15 protein-coding genes are annotated in these 13,447 nt (G+C 70.2%); 8 read left to right on the top strand and 7 right to left on the bottom strand.

Features of this window, described 5'->3' with window-relative positions:
* The first annotated feature begins 138 nt into the window (after positions 1-138).
* The 3 genes from AB0M47_RS01835 (at position 139) to AB0M47_RS01825 (ending at position 4,089) form a co-directional block, all read left to right on the top strand.
* The gene (locus AB0M47_RS01835; RefSeq protein ID WP_363406718.1) at positions 139-2,298 is read left to right on the top strand and encodes a metallophosphoesterase; all 2,160 of its coding nucleotides are present in this window, start codon (positions 139-141) and stop codon (positions 2,296-2,298) included.
* A 61-nt stretch (positions 2,299-2,359) separates the two neighbouring features.
* Positions 2,360-3,301: a hypothetical protein gene (locus AB0M47_RS01830; protein WP_363406715.1), complete on the top strand. Its 942-nt coding sequence runs from the start codon at positions 2,360-2,362 to the stop codon at positions 3,299-3,301.
* Positions 3,302-3,405: 104 nt separating this feature from the next.
* Positions 3,406-4,089 carry a hypothetical protein gene (locus AB0M47_RS01825; protein WP_363406712.1) on the top strand — a complete coding sequence of 228 codons (684 nt, stop codon included), beginning with the start codon at positions 3,406-3,408 and terminating at the stop codon, positions 4,087-4,089.
* A gap of 4 nt (positions 4,090-4,093) precedes the next feature.
* Here the strand turns inward: AB0M47_RS01825 and AB0M47_RS01820 are convergent, their stop codons facing one another.
* The 3 genes from AB0M47_RS01820 to AB0M47_RS01810 form a co-directional block, all read right to left on the bottom strand.
* Positions 4,094-4,636 (bottom strand): hypothetical protein, encoded by a 543-nt coding sequence (locus AB0M47_RS01820; RefSeq protein ID WP_363406709.1) that lies wholly within the window; start codon positions 4,634-4,636, stop codon positions 4,094-4,096.
* Positions 4,637-4,712: 76 nt separating this feature from the next.
* Positions 4,713-5,510: a methyltransferase domain-containing protein gene (locus AB0M47_RS01815; protein WP_363406706.1), complete on the bottom strand. Its 798-nt coding sequence runs from the start codon at positions 5,508-5,510 to the stop codon at positions 4,713-4,715.
* Positions 5,511-5,577: 67 nt separating this feature from the next.
* Positions 5,578-6,417, bottom strand: a complete 840-nt coding sequence (locus AB0M47_RS01810; RefSeq protein WP_363406703.1) for a LysR family transcriptional regulator — start codon at positions 6,415-6,417, stop codon at positions 5,578-5,580.
* 105 nt (positions 6,418-6,522) lie between these two features.
* Here AB0M47_RS01810 and AB0M47_RS01805 point away from each other — a divergent pair, with 105 nt between their 5' ends.
* A complete protein-coding gene (locus tag AB0M47_RS01805) occupies positions 6,523-7,248 on the top strand; it encodes an SDR family oxidoreductase (RefSeq protein WP_363406700.1) in 726 nt (241 codons plus the stop codon).
* A gap of 12 nt (positions 7,249-7,260) precedes the next feature.
* On the opposite strand, the gene AB0M47_RS01800 is transcribed toward AB0M47_RS01805, so the two are convergent.
* Together AB0M47_RS01800 and AB0M47_RS01795 are read right to left on the bottom strand one after the other, a co-directional pair.
* The gene (locus AB0M47_RS01800; protein WP_363406697.1) at positions 7,261-7,677 is read right to left on the bottom strand and encodes a hypothetical protein; all 417 of its coding nucleotides are present in this window, start codon (positions 7,675-7,677) and stop codon (positions 7,261-7,263) included.
* Between the two features lie 64 nt (positions 7,678-7,741).
* Positions 7,742-8,212, bottom strand: a complete 471-nt coding sequence (locus AB0M47_RS01795; protein ID WP_363406694.1) for a hypothetical protein — start codon at positions 8,210-8,212, stop codon at positions 7,742-7,744.
* A 92-nt stretch (positions 8,213-8,304) separates the two neighbouring features.
* Here AB0M47_RS01795 and AB0M47_RS01790 point away from each other — a divergent pair, with 92 nt between their 5' ends.
* Positions 8,305-9,567 (top strand): vanadium-dependent haloperoxidase, encoded by a 1,263-nt coding sequence (locus tag AB0M47_RS01790; protein WP_363406691.1) that lies wholly within the window; start codon positions 8,305-8,307, stop codon positions 9,565-9,567.
* 12 nt (positions 9,568-9,579) lie between these two features.
* Here the strand turns inward: AB0M47_RS01790 and AB0M47_RS01785 are convergent, their stop codons facing one another.
* Complete coding sequence (locus AB0M47_RS01785; RefSeq protein WP_363406688.1) at positions 9,580-10,053, bottom strand: hypothetical protein; 474 nt, start codon at positions 10,051-10,053, stop codon at positions 9,580-9,582.
* A gap of 103 nt (positions 10,054-10,156) precedes the next feature.
* On the opposite strand from AB0M47_RS01785, the gene AB0M47_RS01780 reads away from it, so the two are divergent.
* From AB0M47_RS01780 to AB0M47_RS01770, 3 genes are all read left to right on the top strand, one after another.
* A complete protein-coding gene (locus tag AB0M47_RS01780) occupies positions 10,157-10,873 on the top strand; it encodes a response regulator transcription factor (protein WP_363406685.1) in 717 nt (238 codons plus the stop codon).
* Positions 10,870-12,150: a HAMP domain-containing sensor histidine kinase gene (locus tag AB0M47_RS01775; RefSeq protein ID WP_363406682.1), complete on the top strand. Its 1,281-nt coding sequence runs from the start codon at positions 10,870-10,872 to the stop codon at positions 12,148-12,150. Before AB0M47_RS01780 ends, AB0M47_RS01775 begins: the two co-directional genes overlap by 4 nt.
* Before the next feature lie 78 nt (positions 12,151-12,228).
* Entirely contained in the window at positions 12,229-12,723 is a 495-nt protein-coding gene (locus AB0M47_RS01770) for a PepSY domain-containing protein (protein WP_363406679.1), read from the top strand.
* A 94-nt stretch (positions 12,724-12,817) separates the two neighbouring features.
* Here AB0M47_RS01770 and AB0M47_RS01765 read toward each other — a convergent pair whose 3' ends face one another.
* Positions 12,818-13,432, bottom strand: a complete 615-nt coding sequence (locus AB0M47_RS01765) for a TetR/AcrR family transcriptional regulator (protein ID WP_363406676.1) — start codon at positions 13,430-13,432, stop codon at positions 12,818-12,820.
* Positions 13,433-13,447 lie beyond the last annotated feature (15 nt).

Genomic DNA, 13,447 nt, shown 5'->3' with positions numbered 1-13,447 from the left:
GTTTGCCGATGTCTGGCTAGGGTCGGTGACACCGATCGCGACACGTGGCGCCACGCCGGGCGCGTCGATCGATGCGCCCGGACCACACTTCGCCGCCGCCCGGCCCACCGGCCGCGCGGTCCCACCTTGCGAGGAGCCATGCCTAGTCCTCACCTGCGCCGCCGCCGTGGTGGCGCGGCCGCCCTCGCGGCCCTGCTGACGATCGCCGGACTCGTCCTGGCCGCCGAACCCACGGCCGCCCGGCGCGCTTCCGGCCCCGACACCGTCGCCGAGATCGCCGAGCCGTCCGACCAGACCCCGCAGATCGCCGAGGCGGGCGCGGTCACCCACCGGCTCGCCCTGTCCGGGCGGGCGGGAGCCACAGCCCAGTCGGTCTGCCAGGACGGCGCCGCGTGGCTGCGGCTGCGCTTCACCGAGCTGACCCTGCGGGGCGGCGACACGATAACCCTCACCGGGCAGGACGGCCGGTCGCTCACGCTGGGCGCCCGCTCCTGGCCCGGCCGCGCCTTCCACACCCGGGCCTTCGCGGGCGGCTGCGTGCGAGTCGCGCCCGCGCTCCGCGATCCCACCAGCCGGTACGCCGTCGACGCGGTCCAGTCCGGCAGTCAGTCGCTCGCCGCCGCGACGGTGACCGTGGCCGCGGCCGGTGACATCTGCGGCACCGCCTGCAACCAGACCGACGACCTGGTGGCGGCCATGAATCCGACCGCCGTGATCACCATGGGCGACCAGGCCTACGAGAGCGGCACCCTCAGCGAGTACAACACCAACTACAACCCGACGTGGGGCCAGTTCAAGGCGATCACCTACCCGGTGCCGGGCAACCACGAGTACAACACCTCCGGCGCGGCCGGGTACTTCGACTACTTCAACGGCGCCGGCAATCAGACGGGCCGGGCGGGGGACCGCAGCAAGGGCTATTACAGCTTCGACGTCGGCGACTGGCATTTCGTCGCGCTCAACTCCAACATCTCCACGGCCGCCGGATCGGCGCAGGAACAGTGGCTGCGTACGGATCTGGCGGCCACCACGAAGCCGTGCACCGCGGCGTTCTGGCACCATCCCCGCTTCGCCAAGGGCAATTACGGCGACAACACGGCCGTCCGGCCGCTGTTCCAAGCGCTGTACGACAATCGCGCCGATCTCGTCCTCAATGGACACGACCACAACTACGTCCGGTACGCGATGTCCCGGCCGGACGGCGTCAAGGACACCGTCAACGGCGTACGGGAGTTGCTGATCGGCACCGGTGGCCGGGCGCTCTACACCAGCACGAGCACGACCTCCGCGACCGTGGAGGCGAGCAACAACGCCACCTTCGGCGTCGGTCGGCTGACCTTGACCGCGACCGGCTACACCGCGGCGTTCGTGCCCGTGGCCGGCCGCACCTACACCGACTCGGTCACCGGCACCTGCAAGAAGGCCGCCGCGACACCGGACTTCGCGGTGACGGCGAACCCGGCGTCGCTGACCCTCACCCGAGGCGCCAGCACGTCGACGACAGTGAGCGTGTCGAGCACCGGCGGCTTCTCCGCGGCGACCGCACTGTCGGTCTCCGGCCTGCCGACCGGGGTCACCGCATCCTTCTCGCCCAGCAGTGTCACCCCGCCGGCCAACGGCGCGGCGACCGCGACCTTGACCCTGACCGCGTCGTCGGCCGCGACCACCGGCTCGGCGACGCTGACCGTCTCCGGCGTCTCCGGGGCGACCACCCGCAGCGCCACCCTGCCGCTCACCGTCAGCGCGAGCAGCACGACGGTCTTCTCCGACGACTTCGAGACCGACAAAGGCTGGACGGTCAACCCGTCCGGCACCGACACCGCCACGGCGGGGCTGATCGAGCGCGGCGTCGCGGAGCAGACGACCTCCACCTACAGCAACCAGATCAAGCAGCTGGGTACGCCGACCAGCGGAACCGGCTGCCTGGTCACCGGCCGGCTGGCCGGATCGTCGTACGGCGCCAACGACCTCGACGGCGGCGTCACCTCCATCCGTTCCCCGTTGATCACGCTGCCCGCCGGATCGTCGACGCTGAGCCTGAAGTACAACCTGGCCCACGGCGACAACTCCAGCGCCGACGACTATCTGCGGGTGTCCGTCGTCGACGGCACGACCGTGACCGTCGTCGTCCAGCGGCTCGGCAGCGCGACCGAGGTCGCCGGAGCCTGGCAGACCGCGACCGCCGACCTCTCGGCGTACGCGGGACGGTCGATCCGGCTGCTCGTGAGCGTGGCCGACGCCGGCACGGGCAGCCTCCTGGAAGCCCAGGTCGACGACATCGCCATCGCCGGCAGCTGAACACCGGTCCGGCCGCCTGCCATCCAGCGGGCGGCCGGACCCCTTCCCTCCGGAGGACACGATGCGCATCAGGCACACCGTGAGCGCGGCTGCGCTCGCCGTCGTCATCAGCGTCACCGTCGGGTACGCCGGCTGGCTGTCATCCGACCATCGCTCCGCTGCCGCGCCACCACGAGTGGACCCCGGCCGCGGCGACACGATGATCTACCTGGACGCCGAGGCGCGAGTACGGCAGGCCACCCGGGCCGACCCAGCCCACCCGTTCGCCGAGGGTCCCACCTGCCATCGGGCGTACGCCGCCGCCGGGACGCTGATCTGCCTGCGCCCGGCCGACGGCGTGCCGGACGCGTACGAGGCGGCGATCTTCGACCGGGACCTGGTGCTGCGCAAGCGAATCGACCTCTGGGGTACGCCCAGCCGAGCCCGCGTCTCACCGAGCGGCCACCTGGTCGCCTGGACGGTGTTCCACTCCGGCGACTCCTATCTGCTGGCCGGACAGTTCTCCACCATCGCCGGCATCTACGACCTGACGACCGGCGAACACCACGGCTCGCTCGAAGACTTCACCGCCCGCATCGACGGCGTCACGGTGACCTCCACCCACGTGAACTACTGGGGGATCACGTTCGCCGCAGACGACCACACCTTCTACGCCACCATGGGCATCGACGGCAAGACCTGGCTGGTCCGCGGCGACCTTCGCGACCGAACCCTCACCGCGCTCCAGGAGAACGTCGAATGCCCGTCGCTGTCACCGGACGGCACGCGAATCGCGTACAAGAAGAAGAGCGGGGGACACTGGCGCCTCCACGTGCTGGACCTGACGACGGGCCGGCAGACGCCCTTGGCCGAGCAGCGCGACGTGGACGACCAGGCCGCGTGGCTGGACGCGCAGACCGTCGCCTACCGGCAGAACGGCGGGGTCTTCGCGGTGCCCGCCGACGGCACCGGAACCGCCCGCCTGCTGCTGGCCGGCGCATCCTCCCCAGCCTCGCTGCCCTGATCCCGGGACGCCACTGTGTCGCGAGTAGACAGATCATCGGGCGAGCATCGGCGTGGCACTATCGCCGCATGACACGTGGCAGGCTGTCCCGGCGGGCGTTGTGGGTGCTCCTCGGCGTCGGCCTCACCGTCTGCCTGCTCATCTGGCAGTCGGTGGGAACAGACAGGTTGAACGTGCTGCTGGCGCTCGTGGGCGCGCTCACCGGCGTCGCCGGCATCCTTCTGCCGTTCACGGCCCCACCTGCCGAATCTCGCGACCGCCAAGCCGGCGTCGTACCCGAGGCGGCCGGCCAGGGAGAGAAGGAGTTCCGCGCCGGCATCCTCCATCACGGCTGGGCGATCCTGGGAAGCGGCGGCATGGCAGTCGCTTGCTTCCTCGCGGTGGCGAACGACGCTCAGGATATGGGGGATGATCCGACAGCCGGTCAGGTCATCATGCTCTGCGGGGGCCTCGGTGTGTTTCTCCTGTTCCTCTATCTGGCCGCGGACGCGGTCAACCAGGTGCTTCGCGGCTATCCGCGGCTGCTGATCGGACCGGCCGGCGTGAAGATCCTCCCCGAGTTCGAGAAGAAGGATCCGATCGAGGTGCCCTGGGAGGACGTCGATTCGGTTCAGGTCGTCCGCCAGCAGTGGAAAGCCGAGCTGACCTTCACCCTGAAGGCCGGATCAGCTACGCGGAGTTACTACAACGGCGATGAACGCGTGCACCCGTTGCGCCTGGTGGCATTCGACATCGATGGCATCGAACGCTCTCTCGCCAGCTTCGCCGCCGACAAGTACATCCCCTAGGCGGTCATGGACGGCCGAGCACCAGCATCGCGGCCCACAGCAGCGCCACGGCGATCACAGTCAAGAAACTCGACCAGCGCAATCGACGTACGACCTGGGCCTCCTCTTCTCCCGACGGGTGGCTGGCGGCGGCCCGATCAATGCACTGCATTCGCTGGGTCGCCCACAGCTCGTGGTCATAGGCGTCCATGATGGTCTTGTTGAGGTGGAACGCCTGGACCGGCAGCGGCCTGTACATGCCGTCAACATGCAGTTGCGGCCGTTGCCAGCCACTGTTCCGGTCCCAGCCACGGATCCGGTGGACCGGCACGATGTATCGCTCGAACGGGTTGACGATGATGACTTCGCCGGGTGCGACGATCACCCGGGCGCTCGGCCCGCTGAGGTAGATGGCGGCGGCAAGCGACCCGAGTCCCGATGGCAGGATTGACAAGGCACCCGGATCGTTTCTGAACAGGATCAACCCTCCGATGGCAAGCGCCGGCCACACGACGAAGAACAGCCTCGTCACCGAGTCGACCCGCCATAACGTGTACCGATCCTGCATTCCACGCAGCGTACGAGATCGCCGCAGGTCATAGATTCCGCAGATCGAGCGACCCCACCGACGGTCGATGGGGTCGTCAGACCGTCTTCCTGGGCGGCGGCTTGCGGCCCGACCAGACGGGGTTGACGCGTCGGAGGACGAAGTCCTTCGCTTGCAGCGCAAGCATTCGGTCGTGGAACTCGGCGCGGCGGGCGTCCGGCAGGTCGTCGATGAAGGCTCGATATCCGTGCGTCAGCGACCAGCGCCAGAGCGCCTCGGCGTCGTCGAACGGGATGGCGACCTCGGCGAAGTCCTCGCGCAGGTCGACGAAGCCCGCGTCCTCCAGCATGTCTGCCGCGTCGTTCCACGTGCCGATGCTGCCGTTGGGCGGCAGGTAGGCGGTGAACTCGGCGAACAGCTCGTTGAGGCGTACGCCCAGCTCGTCGGGGGCAGACACGGTCGGCCCGCCCTTGCTTCGTTCACTCGCGCCGGTGAACGCGAATCGGCCGCCGGGTTTGAGGACCCGGTACGCCTCGGCCACGCCGGCCGCCGGATCGTCGAGCAGGTGGATGACGAACGCGGAGGCCACAACGTCGAAGCTGTTGTCCGCCAACGTGAGCGCCTGGGCGTCCATCGTGTGCACCTCGGCGTCCGGATATGTGGCAGCCAGGCGGCGCACCATGCCGGGTGCGGCGTCGATCGCGGTGACGTGGCAGCCTCGGGCGAGCGCGGGTGCGGTCAGCGCTCCCCGTCCGGCGCCGAGATCCAGTAGCCGGGTGCCCGGCGGCGGGTCGATGGTCGCCATGATGGCCGCGCCGAAGGAGGCGAAGAAGGGTACGACTTCGTCGTAGTCGGCCGAGAGGCGATCGAACAGCTTCCACGTTGACCCGTTCATGGTCGGAGATGGTGGTGGATCCGGGCCGTCCCGGCAACCGGTATTTGAACCCCGCGTTCGGTGGCGGTTAGAGGCGTGTCGCGGTGCGGACGAGGTCGGCAACCGCTTTGGACCGGCTGTGTGGTGGCCAAGCGATGACGGTCGTGACGGCCGGTGCGTCCGGCACGGGCAGGGCCGCATGGCCCTCGCGTAGCTGGGTCCGCAGCGACTCGGGCACGACCGCGCAGGCCAGTCCGAGCGCGATCAGCTGGAGTAGTTGGGTATGGTCGCGCACCTGCGGGCCGGGGCCGTCGGGATAGCTGCCGTCCCGGCCGGGCCAGCGCGGCAGGGGCAGGTCCGTCAGGGCCTTGACCTCGGCCAAGGACATATTCGCCCGGCCGGCGAGGGGATGACCCGCGGGGACGACCACGATCTGCTGTTCGGTGTGCAGATCCTCGGTGTCGAATCCGGCTGTCGTGTCGTAAGGCCGATGGAGCAGCGCAACGTCGGCACGCCCGGTGCGCAGCAGACCCTCCGGCTGGCCGGGCCCGCACAGCATCACCTCGACGGCCACGGCGCCCGGTTCGGCGGCGTAGGCGTGCAGCAGTTTCGACAACAGTTCGGTGGACGCTCCGGCCTTGGTGGCCAGCACCACGCCGGGCTGGCCGGCGACGGCACGGCGAGTTCGCCGCTCGGCGGCTTCGACCGCGTCGAGCGCGGCCCGGGCCTCCCGCAGCAGCACCGACCCGGCCTCGGTCAAAGCGATGGCGCGCGTGGTGCGGTGCAGCAGGACGACTCCGAGTTGCCGTTCGAGCTGCTGAATCGCCCGCGACAGCGGTGGTTGCGCCATCGCGAGCCGTTGTGCCGCCCGCCCGAAGTGCAACTCCTCGGCCACGGCGACGAAGTATCGCATCTCCCGGGTCTCCACCCGGGCATGGTATCCCGCGATGACCACGACTTATACCCGTGCGGTATCACCGGCCACCCGATCGGTCTTGGACGCCGTACCCGGAGTCGCAGCAGGATCGGCGGTGTGAGTGAACAGACGATTGCGCTGGTGACCGGCGCGAACAAGGGAATCGGATACGAGATCGCCGCAGGACTGGGCGCGCTCGGCTGGCGAATCGGTGTGGGTGCGCGGGATCAACATCGCCGCGACACCGCGGTGGAGAAGCTGCGTGCGGCCGGGATCGATGCGTTCGGTGTGCCGCTCGACGTGACGGACGACGCAAGTGTGGCCGGGGCGGCTGAGGTGATCGCCGACCATGCCGGCGGGCTCGACGTCCTGGTCAACAATGCCGCGATCACCGGCGGGATGCCGCAGACGCCGACCACGGTCGATCCTGCGACCGTGCGGGCTGTCGTGGAGACCAACGTGATCGGGGTCATCCGGGTCACCAACGCCATGCTGCCGATGCTGCGCGCCTCGGCCGCGCCACGGATCGTCAACATGTCGAGCAGCGTCGGCTCGCTCGGCCTGCAGACCACACCCGGCATCGACATGGGCCCGGTTCCGGCCGCCTACTTGGCCTCGAAGACCTTCCTCAACGCCCTCACCATCCAATACGTCAAGGAACTGGGTGATACCAACATCCTGATCAACTCCGGCTGTCCCGGGTTCACCGCCACCGACCTCAACGGCTTTCGCGGCGTCCGTACGCCGGAACAGGGTGCGGCCATCGCGATTCGCCTCGCGACCCTGCCCGACGACGGGCCGACCGGCGGATTCTTCGACGACGCCGGAACGGTGCCCTGGTGACGGGCACCCCGGTCACCGCTGATCTGCGCTCAGGTACGCCTTGACGACGCTGGGCCGCAGCAGCAGGCCCAGCGCGGCGACCAGGGAGATCGCGGGGAACAGGACGATCCGCCCGGCCTCGCCGAACAGCCCGTACCCGAGCACGACCAGGGTCATCACCGCCGTGACGGCGACGGTGGCCAGCCAGGCCCAGGGGCGGCGCTGGGCCAGGACGTAGAACAGTGCGGGACTGATCGCGGCGATGGCGATCAACAGCAGCACGAACGGCAGCATCTCGCCCTCGTCCGGGCCGTCGTCGAGCAGGAGGATCGCGCCGCCGATGAGGGCGGGGAAGAGTGCAGCGGGGGCGGTCAGGATGAGGCAGCCGCCGCCGGCCTGCCAGGTCGTGGCGAATGAACTGTCCGAAGTGGTCTGATCATCGGATGCCATACCGGGAGTATGGCTTACGTGTCAACGACTTCGGCCGCTGATCGGCGGCTGATCACCAGTGCGGTCAGCGGATGACGTAGAGCCGGTCCGACGGGTCGACCACGGCGCCCAGCACGACGCCGGGCACGAGCGCCGCGTCGTCGGGTTTGGTGGTGTCGGCTTCGAAGGTGACGAATCCCGGCCCGCTGACGCGTACGCGGAGCATCAGTCCGGGGTCCTCGCCGCCGAGGTGGTTCGCCACGGTCAGGATCTCCGCCGTCGCGGCGACACCGGCGGCCTCGAGTTGCCGGGCGTCGCGACGCGAGCGGTTGACGATGCGAAAGCCGAACACGCCGAAGCCGACGCCGACGATCGTCGTCAGCACGTCGCCGGCGAGCAGGCCCCAGAAGTCCTTAGTGGACAGATCGCCGCCCTTGGCCACGGTGAAGGCGAGCATGATCGGCCCGGGCAGGCAGATCGCCAGAAAGCACACCCGGCAAAGGAATGCGCCGACCGGGCCGATGCGACTCTCGGCCTCGCGGGGCGTACTCGTCATGGGAGCAATCTACTGCCTCCACTTGGCGATCAAGGAGTGCGAATGGTTCGATAGTGAACGGCTAGCTCATCGAATCCGGACGGGGAGGATTTATGACCAGGCGTACGCTCCTGCGCGTCGGCGTATCCGCAGCTCTGGCGCTGACATCCACGGTCGCGGTCAGGCCGGCGATCGCCCAGGCCGCCGCCACCAATCCAGTCGTCACCTGGGACGCCAACGCCCAGCAGGCCATCTGGGACGTGGCCCAGCAGCAGCCCAACGAGCAGGCCCGCAGCTTCGCGATGGTGCACGGGGCGGTCTACGACGCGGTGAACGCGATCGCGGGCAAGCCGTACCAGCCGTATCTGGTCGCGCCGGCCGCGAACGGCGCCGAATCCACCGACGCCGCGGTCGCTGCGGCGGCGTACCAGATGCTCGTGTCCTTGTTCCCGGCGCAGCAGGCCCGCCTGCAGGCGCAGTACGACGAAGCCCTGGCGGCGATCGCCGACGGTGCGGCCAAGCAGGGCGGCATCGCGGTCGGTACGCAGGCGGCGGCCGCGATGATCGCGGCGCGGCAGAACGACGGCGCGTTCGGCCCGCAGACCTGGGTGATCGGTACGCAGCCCGGGCAGTGGCGCCCGACGCCGCCCACCTACGCGTCGGCCGGGGCGTGGACCGGGCACGTCAAGCCGTTCCTGCTCCCCAGCGCATCGATGTTCCGCACGTCCGGCCCGCCCGCGCTCACCAGCGCTGCTTATGCTCGCGACCTCAACGAGGTGAAGCGGATCGGCGGGGTCAACAGCACGGTGCGCACCGCCGACCAGACCGAGGCCGCGATCTGGTGGCACGACCGGCATCTCGCCGAATGGGAGATCAAGCGGCAGATCGTGGTCAACCAGGGGCTGAGCCCGCTGCAGGCCGCGCGCATGTTCGCCATGGTCGACATGACCGAGGCCGACGCGCTGATCGCCTGCTACAACGAGAAGGAGTACTGGGGCTTCTGGCGGCCGGTGACCGCGGTCCAGCTCGCCGACACCGACGGCAACAAGGCGACCGCGGGCGACCCGAGCTGGATGCCGCTGCTGGTCACGCCGGCGTTCCCCGAGTACACGTCGGGCCACACCTGCTTCACCTCGGCGTCGATGACGACTTTGGCGTACTTCTTCCACCGCGACGACATCTCGTTCAGCGCCTACAGCCCGGCCGCGAACGCGACCCGGCACTACAGCAGCTTCTCGCAGGCGTTGGCCGAGGTCGTCGAGGCGCGCATCTGGGGCGGCGTCCACTTCCGCTCCGCCGACAACCAGGGCGTGCGGATCGGCCTGTCGGTGTTCGCGTACATGGCCGCCGGACCCTACTTCAAACCCCGCCGATAGCAGGCACGGGCGCTAGTCGTCCTTGGTCTCCGTGACGGTGGCGGTGCTGCCGTCGCAGGTCACGGAGACCAGGAACTCCTGGCCGCGACCGTGGCCGCCGCCGTCCTGCTTGAACTTCACCCAGGCCGTACGCGCGGGGCCGCGTTGCGACTCGTCGAGCCGGAAGCCCGTCTTCGGCGTGATCCCCTCGACGGACGCGAGACCGTTGCGGCAGGTCGCCCACAGGCTGCCGCCCGACCCGGTGAAATGCCGCCGGGCCGACGAAGCCGAGGGGGATGCCGTCGGGGAGGCGACGGCGGACGACGACGGGGATGAGCTGGGCTGCGCCGTCGGCGTGGTCTGCGCCAGCCGGTCCTCGACCTCCTGCCGCGACAACGGCCGGCCGGGGAACTCGTCGCCGAGTGAGCTGACCGCCGTGAAGCCGAGCACGGTCGCGGTGGCCACCGCAGTGACCCAACCGGCCGTGATGAGAAGCCCTCGCCGCATCGGCCCAGTATCCGGGTGCGAAGGATAACGGGAGGATAAGGGCGGCTCATGATGCCGCAAACGGGGGTCGCGGGCGTACGCGGTCGGCGGCTAGCGTGGCCGCGTGACGAAGGTCCTGCTGGTGGAGGACGACGCGACCATTCGCGTCGCGGTGGTGCGCGCGCTCGGGCAACGGGGCCATGCGGTGGCGACCGCGCCGGACGCGTTGACCGGGCTGCAACTGGCGGTGTCCGAGCGGCCGGAGATCGTGCTGCTCGACCTGGGGTTGCCGGATCTGGACGGCCGCGAGGCGCTGCGGATGCTGCGGGCGGTCAGCGCGGTGCCGGTCATCGTCGTCACCGCCGCCGGGGCGGAGAGCGACATGGTGCGCGCGCTGGACGCCGGGGCCGACGACTACATCGTCAAACCGTTCGGCGCGGACCAGCTCGACGCGAGGATCCGGGCGGTGCTGCGGCGGCTGGGCAGCGAAGCGGCGGCCGGGCCGATCGTCGTCGGCGGGCTCGTGGTCGACGCCCGGGCCCGGCAGGCCAGCGTCGACGGGCGGCGACTGGAGCTGACTCCGCGAGAGTTCGACCTGCTGCACTATCTGGCGCAGCGGCCAGACCAGGTGGTCAGCAAGGCGGACCTGCTGACCCACGTGTGGCAGATCCCCTACGCGCGGGCGGACAAGACGGTCGACGTGCACCTGTCCTGGCTGCGACGCAAGCTGGGGGAGACCGCGCTGGAACCCCGCTACCTGCACACCGTGCGGCGGGTCGGCGTACGGCTGTCCGCGCCGGAGGCGCTGGAGACACTGCCGGAGCAGGGGACGGCCGCGTGAGACTGCGGCAGGCCGCACTGCTGATAGCGGCGATGACCCTCGTGCTGGCTGCGCTGCTGCTGCCGTTGGCCCGGCTGGTGCAGGTGCTGGCGGCCGACCGGGCCCTGTCGGCCGCGGTCGACAAGGCTCGCAACCTGGAGTTCCTCGTCACCAGCGTCAGCCAGGACGACCTGGCCGCTGCCGTCGACCAGGCCAACGCCGACCTGCCGCGATATCCGGCCACCGTCTACCTGCCCGACGGCACGGTCCTCGGCTCGGCCCAGCCGCGTACGGCGGCGGTGGAACTGGCCGCACGCGGGTCCAGCCTCACCGCCGAAGGAGACGGCGGCTGGGAGGTCGTCGGCCCGGTCGCCGGCAGCGCGTACATCGGGATCGTGGTGGTCCGCGTGTTCGTCGGCGACGAAGAGCTGACCCGGGGCGTCGCCCGGACCTGGACCGTCCTCAGCGTACTGGGGGCGGGGGCGCTGCTGCTCGCCGTGCTCGCGGGGGACTGGCTCACCCGCGCGGCGGTCCGCCCGATCCGGGAACTGGCCGCGCTCTCGCACCAGCTCGCCTCCGGCCGGCTCGCGGCCCGCTCCCGCGTCCACGGCCCACCCGAGGTCCAGGCCGTCGCCGAAGGCCTCAACCATCTCGCCGGCCGCATCGAAGACCTGCTCCGCGCCGAGCGCGAGTCCGTCGCCGACATCTCTCACCAGTTGCGTACGCCGTTGACGGCCCTGCGCCTGGAAGTCGAGGCCACCCCGGGCACGGCTGCGATCGCCGAACACGTCGCGAGCCTGGAAGCCGCCGTCACCCGGGTCATCGAGCAGGCCCGCCGTTCCGGTGCACCGGTGGCCCCGGCGGCCTGCGACGCGGCCTTGATCGTCGCCGAGCGCGCCGAGTTCTGGGCGGCGCTGGCCGAGGACCAGGCCCGGCCGGTCACGACGGAGATCGCGGCCGGTCCGGTGCTGGTCGGCGTCGCCGAGGCGGATCTGCGTACGTGTGTGGATGTGTTGCTGGGCAACGTTTTCGCCCACACGCCGGACGGAGCCGCGTACGCCGTCACGCTGACCGGTGGGGGACAGCTGACCGTCGAGGACGCCGGACCCGGCTTCAGCTCCCCCGACGTACGCCGTGGTGAAAGCGGCGGCGGGTCGACCGGGCTCGGCCTGGACATCGCCCGGCGGACCGCCCAGTCCAGCGGCGGCGACCTGACCATCGGCCCGTCCCGGCTCGGCGGCGCCCGGGTCGTCGTCGATCTCGGCCCGCCCCGGCAACCATCCTTTGCCGTTCGTTAGCCGTCGCACTGCCCGCCCATAGGCGCCCTCCCGGCAAAGTCAGGTCCATCGAAACTGACGCTGACAAGGGAGGGCGTTGTGCGTACCAAATGGATTGTCGTGGCCGGGGTGACCGCCGGAGTGCTGGTCAGCGGAACCGCGGTGGCCGCCGCCACGGACCGGGTCGTGCCCACGGTCGCGAGCAGCCCGAGCGCGAGCCCGGCCGGCATCAGCCGGGCCGAGGCTGAGCGGATCGCACTGGCGAAGGTGCCGGGCGCGCGGGTCGTCGAGACCGAGCGGGACGTCGAGGGCGGCCGCGCGGTGTGGAACGTGCACCTGATCACCGCGAAGGGGGCGAAGGTCGAGGTCAAGGTCGATCTGAGCACCGGGGCGGCTCGGATCGACGACCGCCGCGAGACCGAGCCCGGCGACGACCGGGGTCGGGACGACTCTGGGACCGACGACCACGGTGGCCGGGATGATTCCGGGACCGACGACCACGGTGGCCGGGATGATTCTGGAACCGACGACCACGGTGGTCACGGCAACGACGACTCCGGTTCCGACGACCACGGCGGCCGAGGCCGTCACTGACTCCCCGCCGTTGTCGTGATCATCGCGCCAGCCATGTCGTCTCCGGCGGCGGAATGTCCGCCGAAACCGCTTGGCGGGCGCGATGATCACGCTGCTAGTGGGGACTCTGGTACGTGAACAGGCGGTCGAGGTGGTAGGTCAGAATCGCCTCGGCCGCCGCACCGTCGCGTTGACCGCCGAGCACGCTGGAACCGAGCCCGTTGGTGAGCGCGAGCAGCGCGGCGGCCACCGTCGGCGCCACCAGGTCCGGATCGACTTCGCCCTGCTCCTGCGCGGTCTGTAGTTGCCGGGTCAGGAATCGTTCGAGCGCGTCGGGATAGGTGCCGCCGTGCTCCGCGCCCAAGGCCGGCTCGGCGAGCACGAGCGTGTAGTAGGCGGCGTAGGTTCGCGTCAGCCGACGGCTCTCGTCGTCGGTGGGCAGGATCGCCAGCAGTGTGCCGTAGACCGTCGATTGTGGAGTCGGTGGCAGGCCCCGTGCGCGGATGTGCCGCTCGACCCGGGCCGACAGTTGCTCGCCCAGATAAACCATCGCGCCGAGCAACAGTTCGTTCTTGCTGTGGAAGTAGTACTGCACCAGCCGTAGCGACACGCCTGCCTCGGCGGCCACCTCCCGCATGCTCGCCGCCTGGAGACCTCGCGACGCCGCGATGCGCAGCAGTGCTTCACCGATCTCGCGACGGCGTACGTCGTGGTCCACCCGCTTCGGCATGCGGCCAGCTTACCT

It is taken from the genome of Hamadaea sp. NPDC051192 (assembly GCF_040682475.1).
Taxonomy (GTDB): Bacteria; Actinomycetota; Actinomycetes; order Mycobacteriales; family Micromonosporaceae; genus Hamadaea; species Hamadaea flava.
The sequence above is the reverse complement of the archived record's forward strand: the minus strand, read 5'-3'. Positions and strand labels throughout refer to the sequence as shown.